This window comes from Egicoccus sp. AB-alg6-2, from assembly GCF_041821025.1.
Classification (GTDB): domain Bacteria; phylum Actinomycetota; class Nitriliruptoria; order Nitriliruptorales; family Nitriliruptoraceae; genus Egicoccus.
This window is the reverse complement of sequence record NZ_JBGUAY010000006.1, coordinates 61,054-79,035: the sequence shown is the minus strand read 5'-3', so window position 1 is coordinate 79,035 and position 17,982 is coordinate 61,054. Positions and strand designations below refer to the sequence as shown.

Sequence of the window (17,982 nt, the reverse complement as noted above, 5' to 3'; positions counted from 1 at the left end):
CCGCCACCAGGCCGGCGGCGACGACGCTCGACGATAGCAGCGGGGCCCTCCGACGGACCTCGACGCACCGGCGCACGGACAGGCCGCCGGGACCCGCCGGCACGATACGGGCGGGTGGCGGCAGTAGGATGGCGCGCCGACTCCTCCCCATGTCCGGATGCCCCGCCCGTGTCCCAACTCTCCTCGCCGCCCCGGGGGCTGATCCCGCTCGGCGGCAAGCCCCGCGCGCGCGACTACCTGCGTGGCCTGTGGGCGCGACGGCAGTTCGCCGTCAACCTCGCCACCGGGCAGCTGCGTGGCGAGCACATGGACACCGTGCTCGGCAGCCTGTGGCGGTTGATCAACCCGATCCTGCTCATCGCGATCTACTACCTCATCTTCGGGATCATCTTCGACGTCGGTGGCGCGGCGGTCGAGGACGCCGACCTCGCCGGTGACGTCCGGCCGCCCAACTACATCGCCTTCCTCACCGTCGGCGTGATGTTCTACGGCTACATGCAGCGCACCATCAGCGGCGGGGCCAGCTCGATCGTCAACAACGTCGGCCTGCTGCGCTCGCTGCAGTTCCCGCGCGCGATCCTGCCGCTGTCGGTGGCGATCAAGGAGGCCGCCGGCTTCTGGCCCTCGTTCCTGGTCATCCTCGCCACGATGCTGCTGACCGGCGAGGGCCTGTTCTGGGGCATGCTCGCGTTCCCGGTCGTGTTCGTGATGGCGACGCTGTTCAACCTCGGCGGCGCCATGATCACCGCGCGCCTGACCGACACGGTGCGGGACATGCGAAACGTCCTGCCGTTCGTGTTCCGGCTCGGCTTCTACCTCTCCGGGGTGCTCTACGACATCGGCCGCTTCACGCAGGGCCGTCCCAACTGGCAGTGGCTCGAGCCGGTGTTCCTGCTCAATCCGTTCTACGTGTTCATCTCGCTCGCCCGCGAGTACCTGATGCACTCCCACGCGCACTTCGACCTGCGCCTGTTGTGGCTGTCGGCGGTGCTGTGGACCCTGCTGGCGCTGGCCGGCGGCTTCTTCTTCTTCACCGCCGCCGAGAAGCGGTACGGCCGTGGCTGAGCAGGACACCGCCGCCGACCGGCGCGCCCCCGACCAGGTCCTCGGCGACGAGGACGTCAACGTCTGGCTCGACGACGTCCACGTGACCTACCGCATCTACGAGGACCGCGCCCTGCGGCTGCAGGACCTCGCCCGCGGCAAGAAGCGCCAGTACCGCGAGATCAAGGCCGTGCGCGGCGTCGACCTCGTCGCCCGCCGCGGCGAGACCATCGGCATCGTCGGCCGCAACGGGTCGGGCAAGTCGACGCTGCTGCAGGCGCTCTCGGGCCTGCTGCCCGTCGACGCCGGCGAGGTGTACGCCCGCAGCCAGCCGACGCTGCTGGGCGTCGGCACCGCGCTGCAGCCCAACCTCTCGGGTCGCCGCAACGTCGAGCTCGGTTGCCTCGCACTCGGCATGAAGGGCAAGGAGGTCGACGAGGCGCTCCCGCGGGTGCTCGAGTTCGCCGGCGTCGAGGAGTTCGGCGACCTGCCGCTGCGGGCCTACTCCTCCGGTATGCGCGCCCGGCTGTTGTTCTCCATCGCGACCACCGTCATCCCCGACATCCTCGTCATCGACGAGGCGCTGGCCGTGGGCGACGAGGAGTTCCGCGACAAGAGCCGCGCCCGGATCAACGAACTGCGCGAGAACGCCGGCACCGTGTTCCTCGTCAGCCACGCGCTGGACACGATCCTGGACACCTGCACCCGGGTGCTGTGGCTGCACGACGGACAGTTGCGCGCCGACGGTGACCCACAGGAGGTCATCGACGAGTACCGCAGCGACGTCGCCGACCGCCGGCGCCGCGCCGCCGAGCAATGACCGCCGACCGTCGAGGGGTCGGGGGTCGCCGGCGGGCCACGGGTCGCCGAGGGGCCGCGGGGCTCCCCGGGGCCGCGGGTCGCCGACGGGCCACGGGCCGCCGGCGCGTGCGCGGCTAGGTTCCGAGCGCCGTCCCGCGCCCTCCGGCGTCGTGGTCGGCGCACCGTCCGACGAGCAGCAGGGGGAGCCGTGACCGAGGTCGAGGCACCGCAGCCCGCGCACGCCGCCCGCCACGCCTGGCTGGCCGAACATGACGGAGGGCCGGGCACCGTCCTCCTCGACGACCCCGCCACCGCTGCGGACCGGCTCGCCGGGCTCGGCGAGGGCACGGCGTCGGTGGTGGTGCTCGCCGACGTGCTCGACCACCTCGACCCCGACGACGCCGGGGCGCTGCTCGGCCGGATCGCCCGCGTCCTGGCCGACGACGGCCGGTTGCTGGTCGCCCACCGCGTCGCTGGCGCCGGCGACCGCGAGCCTCGACCCGTGTCCACCCCCGGCACGCTGGTCCCGGCCGTGGCGCAGCACCTGGCTCCGAGGACGCTGCACCTCGACGACGGCGACCTGCTGCTGACAGCCGTCCCCGGAGCGGCCGACGCCGTCGAGGTGGCACGGCTGCAGGCGGGGGTGCACGCCGCCGCCGAGGCCGCCTGGCGTGAGACCGCCGAACTCGCGCACCGGCGCAGCGAGGAACTGCGCGGGCTCAACGAACGCCTCGACGGGCTGCAGGCGGCGGTGCGTGGGCGCAGCGTCCACGCCAAGGAGCGGCGCCGGCTCGAGCAGACGCTGCGCGAGACCGTCGAAGCCGCCGAGCAGCAGCTGTGCGAAGTCGCGTTCCAGCGCGACGACGCGCGGTGGAAGCTGGCCTCGATGCGGGTGCGCCGCTGGAACCGGCTGGGCACGGCGCTCGGCGAGGCACGCCGCAGCCGGAAGGCGCTGCTGCTGCTCCCGCTGAAGGTGTGGCAGATCGTGACGGGACCGCCGGTGCCGTCCGCGCTGCCGCGACCGACGCGCAAGAAGGTGCCGCTGAAGGTGCCCGAGGGCCTCCCGGTCGTCACGGGCATGCGGCCACGCGCGCTCGACCCGGTCGAACCGGCCGCGGTCGCCGACCTGCGGGTCGCCGGGATCATGGACACCTTCACCCGCGCCTGCTTCGAACCCGAGGTGGAACTGCTCACCTTCACCCCCGAAGGCTGGCGCGACACGCTCGAGCAGCGACCCCCGAACCTGCTGTTCGTCGAGTCGGCGTGGCAGGGCAACGACGGCAGCTGGCAGTACCGCGTCGGCCAGTACGACGACGTGCTGTCGGTCGGGCATCCCGAACTGTCGGCGTTGACGGCCTGGTGCCGGCAGCGCGGCATCCCGACGGTCTTCTGGAACAAGGAAGACCCGATCCACTTCAACCGGTTCCGTCGCGCGTCGACGCTGTTCGACGTCGTGCTCACCACCGACGCCGACTGCGTCCCCGAGTACGCCAAGCTGCACCTGCAGACCGCCGACGTCATCGAGGCATTGCCGTTCGCGGCGCAGCCGGTCCTGCACAACCCGACCGGCAACATGGGTCCGCGCGACCCACGGCCGGTCTTCGCCGGCACCTACTACAAGAGCCGCCACGAGGAACGGAAGCGTTCGCTCGAGCAGCTCCTCGACGCCGCGCGCCCCTTCGAGCTGATGATCTACGACCGCACCCACGGCGACGGCGACCCCTCGACCGGCTTCCCGGACCGGTTCGCGTCCCACATCGTCGGCGGGGTGCCGTATGCCGAGATGGTGCGCCTGTACGGCCGCCACAAGGTGTTTCTCAACACCAATTCGGTCGTCTCGTCGCCGACGATGTTTTCGCGGCGCGTGTTCGAACTGCTGGCCTGTGGGACGCCGGTCGTGTCGACCCCGAGCCTCGGGCTCGAGCAGATGCTCGGTGACGTGGTCGACGTCGTCGACACCGAGGAGGCGGCCCGCGACGCCATCCGGCGCCTGGTGGAGGACGAGGACTGGTGGCGCGAACGCAGCCTCGCCGGACTGCAACTGGTGATGTCGCAGCACACCTACGCCGACCGGCTGGCGCAGGTCGCCCGCTGGTGCGGCTACGACGTCGCCGCCGACCGCGACGCCGCCATCACGGCGCTGCGCCCCGCCAGCGACCCCGCCGGTGACGCCGACCTCGAGGTCGTCCTCACCGCCGGGGACGCGACGGATGGGTCCGGCGCGGCCGGCGGTCGCGGGGGTGCAGCAGGCGGCGGGGGTCCGGCCGGCGGTCGCGGTGCGGCCGCCGACGGGTCCGTCGAGGTGCGTCGGTTGACCCTGGGCAGCGACGACGAGGTGGCCCGCTACCGCGAACTGGCCGACCTCGCACCGACCGCATGGGTGCTGGTCGGCGAGGGCGCTCCCGGCCGCGACGAGGTGGCACGACTCGCGACCGCGCGGCGCTACACGCGGGCCGATGCGATCGGAACCGACGCCGACGACGGTCCCACCCACCGCTATGTCGACGCCCTGCGCGCCGGACCGGCCCTCGTTCGCCGCGAGTTGGTGGCGCGCCTGGGCTGGTCGTCGGACCCGACCGTGCTCGCGCGCATCCTCGACGAGGCCCGGACCAGCGGCTCGCTGTTCTACGCCGTGGAAACCGCCGGTCGTGCCGGGTCGGCTGGCGCATGAAGGTCCACCTGCTGGACACCACCGCCGACGTCGACGCGGCGGTCGACTGGACGCGGGTGACCGCCGACGCGCTACGGAACGCCGGCGCCGCGGTCCGGGTCGTCGCGCGCAGCGGTCGAATGCGGTCACTGCTGGCGACGGCCACCGGTGCGGGCATCGAGGTCACCTCGGACGGCGGCACCTCGCCGGCACCGGCCGAGCGGCTGCTGACGGTCACGGCCGGTGTGGCCAGCGCGGCGGACGCCATTCTGGTGCGTGGCGTGGACGGCGTGCGGCAGCTGGTGGCGCGTCGGCCGGCCGCCCAGCGATGGGTCGCGCCCGACCCCGGCCTGCTGGAGGCCGACGACGAGTTGTGGGAGCGTCTGACCGATGCCGTCGACGTGATCGTGTGCCGCGACGAGACCGAGCGCGCGACCGTCGTCGGTCGCTGGCACGCCGCCTCGTGGCGCACACAGGTGCTGGGATCCGCGGCCCTGCAGCGGCGCTGTGCTGCGCCCGTGCCCAACGGGAGCCCGCGGCTGCGTGGACGCAAGATCGCCCTCGCGGGGCACGACCTCAAGTTCTTCCGCGCGCTGGTTCCGGCGTTCGAACGCGCCGGGGCGCAGGTGCGCATCGACCCCTGGCGCAGCCACGTCCGACACGACGAGCGACGCTCCAAGCGCCACCTCGACTGGGCTGACACGGTCGTGTGCGAGTGGGCCCTGGGCAACGCGGTCTGGTACGCGGCCAACCGCCGGGCGAACCAGCGCCTGGTCGTGCACCTGCACCTGCAGGAGCTGTCCACGCCGTTCCCGGCCCGCATCCGTCAGCAGGCGGTCGACGCCACCGTGTTCGTGTCCGGGTTCACCCGCGACCGGGCGGCGGCCGAGCTGGGTTGGCGCGATCGGCTGCACGTCGTGCCCAACGCGGTCGACACCGACGCCTTCGACCGACCGAAACTGGAGGGCTCGGCGTTCGTGCTGGGGATGCTGGGATTCCTCCCCGAGCGCAAGCGCCTCGACCGGGCCATCGACCTCGTCGAACGCCTACGGGCCGTGGACGAGCGGTTCCGGCTCGAGGTCGCGGGCGCGATGCCGTGGGACAGCGAGTGGGTCCGCCAGCGCCACGACGAGCAGGTGTACTACGAGCGCCTGTTCGACCGCGTCCAACGCTCCCCGCGGTTGCGGCACGCCGTCCGGTTCGTCGGCCCGGTCGCGGACGTCCCCGGCTGGTTCCGCCGGGTGGGCTGGGTGCTGTCCCCCTCGGACTTCGAGTCGTTCCACCTCGCGCCCGCCGAGGGCATGGCGGCCCGCAGCATCCCGCTGCTGTGGGACCGCGAAGGCGTCCGCGAGATCTTCCCCGCCGAGCACGTCGTCGCGGACACCGACGCCGCCGTCGAACGGGTGCTCACCGCCGTGCGGGCCGGTCCGCTGTCCGCGACGGGCGACGCGGCCCGCCGGTTCGTCGTCGAGCGCTACGACCTTCCGCTGGTCGCCGCCCGGTGGGTGGACCTGCTCGCCGACCTGCCGAAGCGACCGACCGCCGTGTCCTCGCTGCCCGATCCGGTCCGCGACGCCGCCAAGCGCCTCCCCGCCCCCGCGAAGTCGCTGGCCAAGCAGGCCGCCCGCCGCCTCGGCGTCACCTGACCGATCGTGTCGCGGCTCCACCTCGATGTCGCGGCAGCCCCGCACCGGTGCGGGATCGGCGCGACATGGACGAGCTCCCGCGACATGATCACGCGGTGGTGGCGGCGCGTTCTCGCAGGCGGGCCGCGATCTGGGCGGGACGGGGACCGTCGAGGTCGGCGAAGCGCAACACCTCGACGGTCCAGCCCAACGCCCGCATGCGGTCCCGGACCTCGGCGTCGTGGCGTCGGGCGGCCGACGTGTCGTGGTAGGCCGCGCCGTCGAACTCGAGGATCGTCCACAAGTCGGGCCACGCGGCGTCGACCCGCTTGACCGCCGCTCCACCACGGTCACGTACCTGGTACTGCAACGTGGGAGCAGGAGCGCCGTGGCGCAGGAGCGCCGGCAGACCGATCACCTCCAAGGCGGAGCCGAGCTTCTCGATCGCCTCGGGTTGCCGGGCCAGGACCGTCAGCAGTCGACGTCGGCCGGGCATCGTCGGATAGCGGGCGAGCAGTCCGCCGAGCTGGCGGAACGCGGTGCGGTCGCGCCGGGCGAGCTCCAGCACCTGCCGTTCGAGCTCGTCGGTGGCGGTCGTGGCAGCGAGGTCGAGGAGTGTCCGGGCTCGGGTGGTGCACCGCAGCCCGGACACCGCCGTCGTCTCGTCGTCGGCCAGCCCGAGCGTGGTGTGCAACCGAAGCGCTCCGACGGCGGTGTGACGTCCACGGCGTACCAGGATGTCGAGGTGGCCCGGCTCGTCCACGTCGAGGAAGCGGTGCAGATAGGCGGCGCAGCGGTGCGAGACCCACGATGCGGGGCCGGTGGCGAGCAGGACCTGCTGCAGCCGTCCGTGCCACGTCGGTTCGTGCGTCCCGACGTCCACCACGCCGGCCACCGGCTCCGACCACCGCGCGTTCTGCAGGCGACGGGTGATGGTCGCTGGCGACACCCCCGCGTCGAGCAGTTGCCGGCGCGTCGCCAGCCCACGCTGCGACCGGGCGATGTCCAGGGCACGATCGTCGACACTCGGCATGCGGCGGATGCTGCCATCACCCCGCCTGGCGACACCCACGGCGCTCGCCCACCCTGTGGTCCGCGTGCCCGCCCCGCCGATCATGTCGCGGCTCCACCTCGATGTCGCGGCAGCGCCGCACCGGTGCGGGATCGGCGCGACATGGATGAGCTTGCGTGACATGACGACGCAGGCGGTCAGCGGTTCCAGCGGAGCTCGAGGCTGGCGTCGCCGGCGTCGGGAGCGCGGCTCGGTGGGCAGGGCGTCGGGCTGTCGGCCGGATCGGGGATCGTGGGCGGGTCGTCGGGACCGAAGTCCTCGGGGCGTTCGTACAGGCCCCAGCCGCCACCCTCGACGCCCTCGACGGGCTGCACGTCCCAGCCGGTCAGTCCCGGTCCGGCGGGTGGACGTCCGCGGGAGATCGCGAAGACGCGGTAGCCGTCCTCGGCGAGTGCGGCCAGGTCGCGCCGGGCGTCGTGGCACTGCAGCAGTGGTGCGTCGAGGTGGATGACCTCGCCGAGGCAGCCCGAGTGCCACTGGATCTCGGGCCACTGGGTCTCGGAGAGGAATGCGCACGGGTCACCGCCGGCTTCTGCGGCGAGGTACTCGCCCAGGCCCCTGGCGCGCGCCTGCAGCGGGGCGATCTCCTCGCTGTTGTTGCGCGCCAGCACGCCCTGCCAGCCGACGACGACCAACGCGACCACGACGGCGACGGCGAGCCCCGCCACCGATCCCGACCGCCGCAGGGCGCCGGTCAGCGTGACGACGCCCGCCCCGACGGGTACGGCCGCCAGCAACAGGGCGGGCAGGATGTAGCGCAGGTTGATGCCGGCGTTGAGGACGAGGTAGGGCGCCGCCATGGCCACCGCGGTGACCGTCGCCGCCACCGCCGCCCGACGTCGCGGCGCGTCCACGCGCTGCGCCATCCCGAGCAGCGCGAGCAGGGCCAGCCCCACCAGCAGGGCGAGCGCCCGGTAGGTCAGCACGGGATCGGCGCTGACCTGGCGGACCGGTCCCTCGACGAGGTTGAGGTACTGGATCAGGCTGTTGCGGTCCGCCCCCGACGCCGACTCGCCGGCGGCGGCGCCCAATCGCGCGAAGGGGCCTCCGAAGCGCAGGATCGCCTCGACCAGCCAGGGCAACCAACCGACGAAGCCGCCAGCAGCCAGGGCGAGGATCCCGCGCCAGGCGTCCCGGCGCGCGAGCGCGACGACCACGGGCGTCAGCCCCGTCGCCAGCCACACGCTCTCCGACGGGCGCAGCCACGCCACCACCGCAACACCGAGCGCGGTCAGGACCAGGTCACGGGTCGCGCGGTCGCGGCACCACAGGACGAGGTGTCCGGCGGCGGCGGCGGCGGCGAAGCCGGCCAGCAAGTTGGGATAGAGCTCGACCGCGAAGTACTGGGGCACCCAGCCGGCTGCGGCCACCAGCGCGGCGGCACCGCCGGTCCAGCCCGCCACCTTCGCCCACGGCCGGAAGGCGACCACCAGCGCGACCGACGACACCAGCACCATCCAGATGCGCAGCAGCGTCAGCGGTGCCCCGAGCAACGCAACCGGCAGCACCACGATCGTCATGCCGCGGGCGCGCTGCGGGCCGAACCACACGTCGGGCTGGCCCGGCGTGACCTGGGCGAGGTAGGTGACCTCGTCCCAGCGCAGCTCGCGATCCAACCCCACGAACACGACCGTGAGCGCCGCGAACACCACGCCCGCCAGCGTCACGAGCCCCACCGGGGTCAACGACCACCGCCGTGCCGACCGGGGGGTCGCGCGGGCCGTGGCCTGACCCACCTCGGTCACGCGATGCGGTCGAGGAACGCCACGATCTCGGCGGCGCACCGCTCCCCGGCGCGGCCGTCCCAGAACGGCGGGCGGTCGACGGGATAGGTCGCCTCGCCGGTGAGCACCGCCTCGGCCGCAGGCGCCATCTCCTCGGGGGTCACGAGCCGGTTGGTGCCGTGCGTGATCGTGATCGGCCGCTCGGTGTTGGGGCGGACGGTCAGGCAGGGCACGTCGAGGATCGTGGTCTCCTCCTGCACGCCGCCCGAGTCGGTGATCACCAGTGCCGCGCCCGACACCAGCGACACGAAGTCCACGTAGCCAAGCGGGTCGATCACGTGCACGCCCTCGCCGGAGACCAACCCCAGGTCGGCCAGCCGCTCGCGGCCACGCGGGTGCAGCGGAATCGCGACGTCCACCGTCTTCGCGACCTGCTGCAGACCCTCGACGATCTGCTTGGCGACGACCGGGTCGTCGACGTTGGCCGGCCGGTGGAGGGTGGAGACCACGACACGTTCGGGCAGCCCGGCCGCCTCGCGGACCGGCGCCGGGTCGAAACGGTCCCGGTTCTTGAGCAGGGTGTCGATCATCGGGTTGCCGACGAGGCGGACCTTGTCGACGTCGCAACCCTCGTTGGCCAGGTGCGCGTACGCCTCGGGCGAGGTGACCAGCAGCAGGTCGGCGAGCACGTCGGTGACGCGCCGGTTGACCTCCTCGGGCATGGTCATGTCGAACGAGCGCAGGCCTGCCTCGACGTGGACCACCGGGATGCCGAGCTTCGCGCACACCAACGCGGCGGCGATGGTGGAGTTGACGTCGCCGTAGACGACCATCGCGGCCGGCAGATGCTCCAGGACCGTGGTCTCGAGCCCGGTCAGCAGCGCGGCCGTCTGTGACGCGTGCGAGCCGGAGCCGACGCCGAGGTTGACGTCGGGCTCGGGGATGCCCAGCTCCCGGAAGAAGATGTCGGACATCTTCTCGTCGTAGTGCTGCCCGGTGTGGATCAGCAACTGCGGCTGGCCGAGCGCCGCGAGGGCGTCGAAGACGGGCGCCGCCTTCATGAAGTTGGGGCGGGCGCCGACGACGTGCGCGACGGTACGGGGCATGAGATGGACGTCCGGGTCGGAAGGGTGGTGGGCGGCTGGCAGACTACCGCCGCACCGATACCGATCCCGGCACGGGATCCGGCTCCGGAACGCCCCGCCGTGCGTTGCCGGTTGCCAGTCGGGAAGCCGCACCGGTGACGCAACCGGTACGCGGCCCGCGACCAACCGGCGACAGGAGGATCCGTGACGCTCGCGCGTCTGCTGCGTGCCCTGGTCCGTCGCGCCGCGACCGATCCGGTGGGGGCCGCGACGCTGGTCGCCACACGCGTCCGCGACGAGCCGGCCCACGTCCTGGTCCGCGTGCTCGGGCTGCTTCCCGCCGGCGCCCGCACAGGGCTGGTGCGACCCTTCCACCTCCTCGGCACCGTCACCGGGTTGTTGGCGCGCCGGGCAGGGTGGCCCCTGCTGCTGCGGCTGGTCGCGCTGGACCTCGCCGGCGATCGTGACGGCGCCGTGGCCCTGGCCTCCGAACGCGGGGCGCGGCTGACCCCGGCCGGTCGGCTGACCGTGGCGGGGTGGCTCGCCGAGGTGGAACGCCCGCACGCCGGGCTGGCCCTGGTCGAGGGGCTTGCCGACGTGCCTCGCGTCCAACGGGTCCGTGGACGCATCCGGTGGCGGGCGGGTCACTGGGTCGCCGCCCGCGACGAGCTCGCCACCGCCGTCGCGGCCGATCCGCGTCCCACCACCGAACGCACCCTGCACCGCGTGGCGGAGGACGTCCGCGCCCTCGAGCCGGGATGGTTGCCGACCGTCACGGGACTGACCCGCGTGACGCCGACGCCGGGCCGCGCCGTCCACCTGCTCAACAACGCGCTGCCGCAGGTCCAGGCCGGCTACACCCTCCGCGCCCACCGCATCGCCCTGGCGCAACGCGAGCACGGCGTGGATCCCGTCATGGTCACCAAGCTCGGGTTCCCGTGGCGGCAGGGGTTGGCCTCGCCCTCCGCGGCCGCCCGCGACGTGGTCGACGGGATTCCCTACGTGCACGTGCCCGACCCGGGCGGCGACACCATCTTCGGCACCGCCGAGCGCGTCGAACGCTCCGTCGCGCGCACCGGCCCCATCGTCGCCGAGCTCCGGCCGGCCGTGCTCCACCCGACCACCCCCTACGACAACGCGCAGGTGTGCCTCGCCCTGGGTCGAGCCCTGGACGTCCCCGTCGTCTACGAGGTGCGCGGCTTCCTCGAGGAGACCTGGCTCTCACGCCACGCCGGCGTCCCCGACCTCGAGAAGGTCGACCGCTACCGGCTGATGCGCGACACCGAGGGCTGGTGCGCCGCCCAGGCCGCCCACGTGGTCACCCTCGGCGAGGCCATGAAGGCCGACCTGGTCGCCCGCGGCGTCGAGGCCGACCGCATCACCGTGGTCCCCAACGCCGTCGACACCGAGGTGTTCCGACCGGGCGGCCGCGGCGGTCCGATCCGTCGCCGTCTCGGCGTCCCCGACGGACGCGTGCTGCTGGGCTACATCTCGTCGTTGGTGCCCTACGAAGGCGTCGAGGTGCTGCTGCGCGGCGCCCGGCACCTGCTCGACCGGGGGCACGACGTCGGCGTGGTCGTGGTCGGTGACGGGACCGCCCGCGCCGGCTGGGAGCGGGAGGCGACCGAGCTCGGCCTGGGCGCACGTGCGACGTTCACCGGTCGTGTCCCCCACGGCGACATCCAGGCCTACTACGAGGCGATCGACGTGTTCGTCGTGCCGCGTCGTGACGAGCGCGTGTGTCGCAACGTCACCCCGCTCAAGCCCGTCGAGGCGATGGCGCTGGAGCGTTGCGTGGTCGTCAGCGACCTGCCGGCGTTGGCCGAGATGGTCGAGGAGGGGGTGACCGGCCGCACCTTCCCGGCCGAGGACCCGGTCGGTCTCGCCGACGTCGTCGAACCGCTCCTGCACGACCCCGGCACGCGGGCCCGCCTCGGCGCTGCCGCGCGCGAGCGCGTGGTGGCCGAGCGCACCTGGGCCGCCAACGGCGCCCGCTACGCCCGCATCTACCGCGACCTCGGCGCCCTCTGACCCGCCGCGCCTATCCACGCACTTTCGTGTCCCGGAGCGAAAGTGGTCGCGTGTGCCGGCGGGTGGGCGGCCCGGTGTCCCCACGTTCGTGTCCCGGAGCGAAAGTCGTCGCGTGTGCCGGCGGGTGGGCGGCCCGGTGTCCCCACGTTCGTGTCCCGGAGCGAAAGTCGTCGCGTGTGCCGGCGGGTGGGCGGCTCGGGGCGCCCACGTTTCGTGCCCCGGGCCGAACCTCGGCAGGGCGCGGTGGGGCGGCTCGGACGTGGGGAGTGGTCGGGGAGTTCCCGTCGCGCGCAGGACGCGTAGCGCATTGGGCCGGAAAAGCGGTTGCCGACGTGGGGGATACCGTGGCCGAAACGGCCGATCGGCCACTGACCAACGGGGACGCTGCTCCATGCTCGACACCACCGTGCGCGCCCGCGGCGGCGCGCTGCTCGCTTCCACGACCCGCCGCGCGTCGCGCTCGCTGGTGGCCGTGCTGCTGCTGGCGCTGGCCGCCACGTTGCTGCCGACCGCGCCCGCCCACGCCGCGCTCGAGGTACGGACCGGCAACACGCAACGCGTGCTCGGTGGCCTGACCCACCAGCAGCTCGACATCAACCTCGACGGGCGCCGGATCCGCGGGCAGGCACTCCGCTTCCGCGACGCCAGTGACCTGCAGTTGCGTCCGCGGCTGGCCGGTGGCACCGCGACCGGCCTGCAGACCATGCCGCAGATGATCCGCAGCGAGTACGCCAAGGGCGCCATCGCCGGCGTCAACGGCGGCTACTTCATCGCGCAGCCGAACGGCAACCCGAACGGCCTGCACGTCCAGGACAGCCGCCTGGTCGCGACCCACGCCATCGGCCTGCCCAGCGGCAACACCCAGTTCCGGGCCGCCCTCGGCATCCAGCAGAACGGCCGGATCATCGGCGACAAGCTCAACGTGGGACTGCTGCTGTCGAGCCCCGACCTGGCGCTGACCAACGTCCCCGTCGTCGACCTCAACCGGATCCCCGTGCGTGAGGGCATCCACCTCTACGACCGCTACTACGGTCGCGCCTTCCCGATCCCGGCGAACCACACCGCCGTGCTCGTGACGGACCTGCCGCTCGGTACCTCCGGCACGGCCGAGGGCACGGTCATCTCCCAGCGTGCGGCGGGCGGCACCGCGACCACGCACACGCTCGCCGCCGGCGAGACCGCGATCGTCGTGAGCGCGAACAACCCCCTGGCGACCGCACCGCGTGGGACCCGTGTCGCCGTGACCGCCAACGTCGCGCCGATCACGGCCGGTCCCGCCTCGGACTGGACCAACCTGCGTGGCGCGATCGCCGGCGCCGGCCTGCTGGTCAAGAACGGCTCGGTCCAGTCGGGCGCCTCGCACAACGACCAGGGCATCAACCACGCCACCAGCCGGCGCGCCCGGACCGCGGTCGGCCGCCTGGACGACGGCCGCAGCCTGCTGGTGACCGTCGACGAGACCTCCGTGGGCAGCGGCGACGGCGTGACCCTGCACGAGATGGGCCGCATCATGGCCGCGCTCGGGGTCGTCGACGCGGTCGCCATCGACGGTGGCGGCTCGACCACCATGGCCGTCAACGGCAGCGTGGTGAACCGGCCCAGCGACCGCGACCGCGGGCACTCCAGTGCACTGTTCGTGTATGCCCCGCTGCCCCCCGCGTCCCGGGCGATCACGGGCGCCTGCCCCTCGGGTCGGGTGCCCTCGGGCGGCTTCCGCGACACGGCCGGCAACACCCACGCGGCGAGCATCGACTGCCTCGCCTGGTGGAACGTGACGCAGGGCACCGAGCCGGGGGTGTTCTCGCCCAACGGCACCGTGACCCGGCAGCAGATGGCGTCGTTCCTGGCCCGTTGGCTCGACGACATCGCCGCCCGTGGCAACGGCACGGCGCTTCCGGCGTCGGCCCCCAACAACTTCACCGACGTCGGCACCGGCACCACGCACGAGGCGTCGATCTCCCGTTTGGCGGCCGCCCGCGTGATCTCCGGCACCTCGACGACCACCTTCAACCCGACCGGGTCGGTGACCCGCGCGCAGACGGCCTCGATGCTGGCCCGCGCGCTGAACTACGCACGCGGTGCGGAGTTGCCGGCCGCACGCGACACCTTCATCGACGACAACCACATCGAGGCGCACGAGGCCAACATCGACCGCCTCGCGCACCAGGGCGTCATCGGGGGGACGGGCGGCTACAACTACGGCCCCGACCAGCCCGTGACCCGTGGTGCGATGGCGTCGCTGATCATGCGGGGTTCCGACCTGCTGGTGAGCGAGAACCGGGTCGCGCCTCCCTCCTGACCGCAGACGGCCGGACCGCACCACCGGTGACCACCAGCGGCGCACGCCATCGCGGCGTGCGCCGCTGGCACTATCCTCGGCCGATCACTCGTCATGAAAGACGCCCCCTCATGCACCCTCGCGCCTCCGAGTTCGAAACCCAGAAGTGGACCGCCGGTGTCGTCGGACTCGGCTACGTCGGTCTGCCGCTCGCGGTGACCGCGGCCAGCCGTGGACTCGACGTCATCGGCTTCGACGTCGCACAGGCCAAGGTCGACGACCTCAACGGCGGGACCAGCCACGTCGAGGACGTCAGCGACGCCGAACTGCGCGAGGCACTGGACGCGGGGGCGCGGTTCACGGCCAACGAGAGCGACCTGTCCCAGGCCGACGCCCTGTTCATCGCGGTGCCCTCGCCGCTGGGCCGCAACCGCCAGCCCGACATGTCCTACATCGAGGCAGCCGCCGAGACGGTGGCCCGGGTCGCCCGGCCCGGGCAGCTGGTCTCGCTGGAGTCGACGACCTACCCCGGGACCACCGAGGACTACCTCCTGCCGGCGATCGAGAAGGCCGGCCTGCGGCTCGACGAGGACGGTTTCGTCGCGTTCTCGCCGGAGCGCGTCGACCCGGGCAACGTCCTGCACACCCACGAGATCCCCAAGGTGGTGGGCGGGGTCAGCGAGGTCTCGGGCGAGGTCGCCGCGGCGGCGTACGGCCGCCTGGTCGACAACGTCCACGTCGTCTCGTCGGCGCGCGCGGCCGAGCTGACCAAGCTGCTCGAGAACACCTACCGGGCCGTGAACATCGCGATGATCAACGAGTTGGCCCAGGTCGCCAACGTGTTCGACATCGACATCTGGGAGGTCGTCGACGCGGCCGCGACCAAGCCGTTCGGCTACCAGGCCTTCTACCCGGGTCCCGGCGTCGGCGGCCACTGCATCCCGCTGGACCCGCAGTTCTTGGCCTGGCGTGCCCGCGAGCTGCGTGTCGCGACCCGGTTCATCGACCTGGCCGAGGACGTCAACCTCCACATGCCCGACTACGTGGTCGGACGCATCACCGAGCTGCTCAACAACAGCGGCAAGGCGCTCTCGTCCAGCCGGATCGTCGGCCTCGGCGCGGCCTACAAGAAGAACATCGGCGACGACCGCGAGTCACCGTCGATGGACGTCCTCAAGCTGCTCGAGCGGCGTGGCGCCGAGGTCGGGGTGCTCGACGTCCACGTCCCGACCGACCGCCTGGCGCGCCACGGCCTGCACGCGCTGGAGAACGACGCCGACCTGACCGACTGGGACCTCGCGGTCGTGCTGACCGACCACGACGACGTCGACTACGCCGCGGTCGCGCAGCAGGTGGACCTGGTCTTCGACACCCGCGGCATCTACCGCCGCCGTGGCATCGACGCGCCAAACGTCCACGCGCTGTAGGCGCGTCGTCGTGGTCCCCGTACGGGTGGGCCCTGGGGGGCGCCGAGGTTCGGTGAGCGCGTGCGTGTCCTGATCGTCACGACCGTCCACACGCCGCTCGACGCGAGGATCCACCACCGCCAGATCCGGGCGCTGGTGGCCGCCGGCGTCGAGGTGACCTACGCCGCACCGTGGTCGGCGACCGAGACCGACCCCGGCGAGGCGGTCGCCGGCGTGCGCACGCTCGATCTGCCGCGCGCGACGGGCCGTCGGCGGGTGACGGCGGTGCGTGCGGCGCGGCGTCTGCTCGGCCGGGTCGCGCGTGCGCACCAGGGCGGCTTCGACCTGGTGGTGCTGCACGATCCCGAGCTGGTCGCGGCCGTGGTCGGGCGCCTGGACCGCCTGCCGCCGGTCGTGCTCGACGTCCACGAGGACCTCGTCGGCAGCCTCCCGGACCGCCCGTGGGTGCCGTCCGCGCTGCGTCCCCTCGCGGCCCGCCTGGCCCGCCGCCTGGAATCGTGGGCCGAGCGGCACCTGCACCTGCTGTTGGCCGAGGACGCCTACCGCCACCGCTTCACCCGGCCGCACCCGGTCGTGCCGAACCTGCCGTGGTTGCCCGACGCCGCGCCGCCCGACGCCGGGACCGAGGAACGGGTCGTCTACGTCGGCCGCGTGTCGCGGTTCCGTGGCGCCGAGGAACTGATCGCGCTCGCCGGCCGCCTGCATGCGGGCGGCGGCCCGCACGTCGAGGTGGTGGGTGCGGCGGACGCCGACGTCGTCGACGCGCTGCGTGCCGCCGACGGTCGCGGCGAGCTCACCTGGCACGGCTACCTGCCGAACGAGCGCGCCCTCGACCGCGTGCGGGGCGCGGTGGCCGGCCTGAGCCTGCTGCACGACGTGCCGAACTACCGCGGCTCGATGCCCACCAAGGTGGTCGAGTACCTCAGCCTCGGGGTCCCCGCGATCACCACGCCGCTCCCGGCGGCACGCGACCTCGTCACCGCCGCGGGCGCCGGGATCGTGGTGCCCTTCGCGGATGCCGATGCCGCTGCGGCCGCCGTGCTCGAACTCGCCGCCGACCGCGAGCGGTGTGCCGCGCTCGGTGCCGCCGGCCGGCGTCATGTCGCGGAGCACCACAGCTGGGACGCCGTCGCGCCTGGGTTCGTCGAGCAACTGCGGCAGTGGGCCGAGCAGCAGCGGCCGGCATGAGCAACGACCCGACGGCCCACCCGCTCCATCCGCCGCTGTCCCCCCTGCCCGACGACGCCGAGGTCGTGGTCGTGATCCCGGCGCTGCACGCGGGCCCGGCCATCGGACGCGCGGTCGCCTCGGCCCTGCGCCAGGACCTCGTCGGCGACGTCGTGGTCGCCGCCGGTGATCCTGATACAGCCGACGCCGCTCGGGCGGCCGCCGACGGCGATCCACGCCTGCGCGTCGTCGACAATCCGACCGGGCGCACCCCGGATGCCCTCAACGCGGCCATCGCCGCCAGTGACGCGGAGGTGGTGGTGCGCCTGGACGCGCACGCGGTGCTTCCGCCCGGCTACGTCACCCGGGCGGTGGAAACGCTGCGCCGCACCGGCGCCGCCAACGTCGGCGGCCGGCAGGTCCCCGTCGCCGACCGCGGGTTCGCACGCGCGGTCGCCGTCGCCATGACCTCGCCCGCCGGCGCCGGCGGTGCCACCTACCGCGTCGGCGGTCCGGAGGGCGAGGTCGACACGGTCTACCTCGGCGTGTTCCGGCGCGAGGCGCTGAACGCGGTCGGTCACTACGACCCGCGGTTCACCCGCAACCAGGACGCCGAGCTCAACGTCCGGCTGCGCGCCGCCGGCTACGCCGTGTGGTTCGACCCGAAGCTCGCGGTCGACTACCGCCCCCGCGACACCGTTCGTGGCCTCGCCTCGCAGTACCTGCAGTACGGGCGCTGGCGGCGCCTGACCGCCCGCACCCATCAGGGCTCGCTTGGCCCGCGGCAGCTGGCCGCACCGACGCTCGTCGCCGGGCTCGGTGCGGCGCTGGTCCTCGCAGCCATGACCGGGTTCTGGCCGTTGTTCGGACTGGCGCTCGCGACCTACGTGGCCGCGCTGGTCGTGGCGGCGGCGCCGTTCGTGCCGACGCTGCGACTGGTGCCGCAGGTGGTCGTCGCACTCGGGACGATGCACCTGGCCTGGGGGATAGGCTTCCTGCTGGGGCCACCACGGATGGCGCATGTCGAACGTTCCAGACCGGGGGACGCCGATCGCTGAATCGGGCGAGCGCGCCCCCA

The 17,982-nt window shown here is 73.3% G+C and carries 12 protein-coding genes; 9 read left to right on the top strand and 3 right to left on the bottom strand.

The window, feature by feature from the left end:
• Positions 1 to 168: 168 nt before the first annotated feature.
• From ACERMF_RS11900 to ACERMF_RS11885, 4 genes are all read left to right on the top strand, one after another.
• Positions 169 to 1,065, top strand: a complete 897-nt coding sequence (locus ACERMF_RS11900) for an ABC transporter permease (protein ID WP_373669322.1) — start codon at positions 169 to 171, stop codon at positions 1,063 to 1,065.
• Positions 1,058 to 1,864 carry an ABC transporter ATP-binding protein gene (locus ACERMF_RS11895; protein ID WP_373669321.1) on the top strand — a complete coding sequence of 269 codons (807 nt, stop codon included), beginning with the start codon at positions 1,058 to 1,060 and terminating at the stop codon, positions 1,862 to 1,864. Before ACERMF_RS11900 ends, ACERMF_RS11895 begins: the two co-directional genes overlap by 8 nt.
• Positions 1,865 to 2,053: 189 nt before the next feature.
• Complete coding sequence (locus ACERMF_RS11890; protein ID WP_373669320.1) at positions 2,054 to 4,516, top strand: glycosyltransferase; 2,463 nt, start codon at positions 2,054 to 2,056, stop codon at positions 4,514 to 4,516.
• A complete protein-coding gene (locus tag ACERMF_RS11885; RefSeq protein ID WP_373669319.1) occupies positions 4,513 to 6,141 on the top strand; it encodes a glycosyltransferase family 4 protein in 1,629 nt (542 codons plus the stop codon). The genes ACERMF_RS11890 and ACERMF_RS11885 overlap by 4 nt, the downstream gene beginning before the upstream one ends.
• Before the next feature lie 88 nt (positions 6,142 to 6,229).
• Here the strand turns inward: ACERMF_RS11885 and ACERMF_RS11880 are convergent, their stop codons facing one another.
• From ACERMF_RS11880 to wecB, 3 genes are all read right to left on the bottom strand, one after another.
• Positions 6,230 to 7,153 (bottom strand): hypothetical protein, encoded by a 924-nt coding sequence (locus ACERMF_RS11880; protein ID WP_373669318.1) that lies wholly within the window; start codon positions 7,151 to 7,153, stop codon positions 6,230 to 6,232.
• A 176-nt stretch (positions 7,154 to 7,329) separates the two neighbouring features.
• Positions 7,330 to 8,937, bottom strand: coding sequence for a hypothetical protein (locus ACERMF_RS11875; protein ID WP_373669317.1), 1,608 nt, complete (start codon positions 8,935 to 8,937; stop codon positions 7,330 to 7,332).
• Positions 8,934 to 10,022: a non-hydrolyzing UDP-N-acetylglucosamine 2-epimerase gene (wecB, locus tag ACERMF_RS11870; RefSeq protein ID WP_373669316.1), complete on the bottom strand. Its 1,089-nt coding sequence runs from the start codon at positions 10,020 to 10,022 to the stop codon at positions 8,934 to 8,936. Before wecB ends, ACERMF_RS11875 begins: the two co-directional genes overlap by 4 nt.
• A gap of 183 nt (positions 10,023 to 10,205) precedes the next feature.
• Between wecB and ACERMF_RS11865 the strand changes: the two genes are divergently transcribed.
• The 5 genes from ACERMF_RS11865 to ACERMF_RS11845 all read left to right on the top strand — a co-directional run bounded on the left by ACERMF_RS11865 (position 10,206) and on the right by ACERMF_RS11845 (position 17,962).
• On the top strand, positions 10,206 to 12,032 hold the full coding sequence (locus ACERMF_RS11865) for a glycosyltransferase (RefSeq protein ID WP_373669315.1): 1,827 nt from the start codon (positions 10,206 to 10,208) through the stop codon (positions 12,030 to 12,032).
• 391 nt (positions 12,033 to 12,423) lie between these two features.
• Positions 12,424 to 14,331, top strand: a complete 1,908-nt coding sequence (locus ACERMF_RS11860) for a phosphodiester glycosidase family protein (protein ID WP_373669314.1) — start codon at positions 12,424 to 12,426, stop codon at positions 14,329 to 14,331.
• A gap of 110 nt (positions 14,332 to 14,441) precedes the next feature.
• Positions 14,442 to 15,737 (top strand): nucleotide sugar dehydrogenase, encoded by a 1,296-nt coding sequence (locus ACERMF_RS11855; protein ID WP_373669312.1) that lies wholly within the window; start codon positions 14,442 to 14,444, stop codon positions 15,735 to 15,737.
• A gap of 60 nt (positions 15,738 to 15,797) precedes the next feature.
• Positions 15,798 to 16,925 carry a glycosyltransferase gene (locus tag ACERMF_RS11850; protein WP_373669311.1) on the top strand — a complete coding sequence of 376 codons (1,128 nt, stop codon included), beginning with the start codon at positions 15,798 to 15,800 and terminating at the stop codon, positions 16,923 to 16,925.
• A complete protein-coding gene (locus tag ACERMF_RS11845; RefSeq protein WP_373669310.1) occupies positions 16,922 to 17,962 on the top strand; it encodes a glycosyltransferase in 1,041 nt (346 codons plus the stop codon). Before ACERMF_RS11850 ends, ACERMF_RS11845 begins: the two co-directional genes overlap by 4 nt.
• The last annotated feature ends 20 nt before the right edge of the window (positions 17,963 to 17,982 follow it).

What these genes read in the sequence shown, in the direction of transcription:
- ACERMF_RS11885 (WP_373669319.1), top strand. Translation starts at nt 4,513, where the DNA reads ATGAAGGTCCACCTGCTGGACACCACCGCCGACGTCGACGCGGCGGTC.
- ACERMF_RS11880 (WP_373669318.1), bottom strand. Translation starts at nt 7,153, where the DNA reads ATGCCGAGTGTCGACGATCGTGCCCTGGACATCGCCCGGTCGCAGCGT.
- wecB (WP_373669316.1), bottom strand. Translation starts at nt 10,022, where the DNA reads ATGCCCCGTACCGTCGCGCACGTCGTCGGCGCCCGCCCCAACTTCATG.
- ACERMF_RS11860 (WP_373669314.1), top strand. Translation starts at nt 12,424, where the DNA reads ATGCTCGACACCACCGTGCGCGCCCGCGGCGGCGCGCTGCTCGCTTCC.
- ACERMF_RS11855 (WP_373669312.1), top strand. Translation starts at nt 14,442, where the DNA reads ATGCACCCTCGCGCCTCCGAGTTCGAAACCCAGAAGTGGACCGCCGGT.
- ACERMF_RS11845 (WP_373669310.1), top strand. Translation starts at nt 16,922, where the DNA reads ATGAGCAACGACCCGACGGCCCACCCGCTCCATCCGCCGCTGTCCCCC.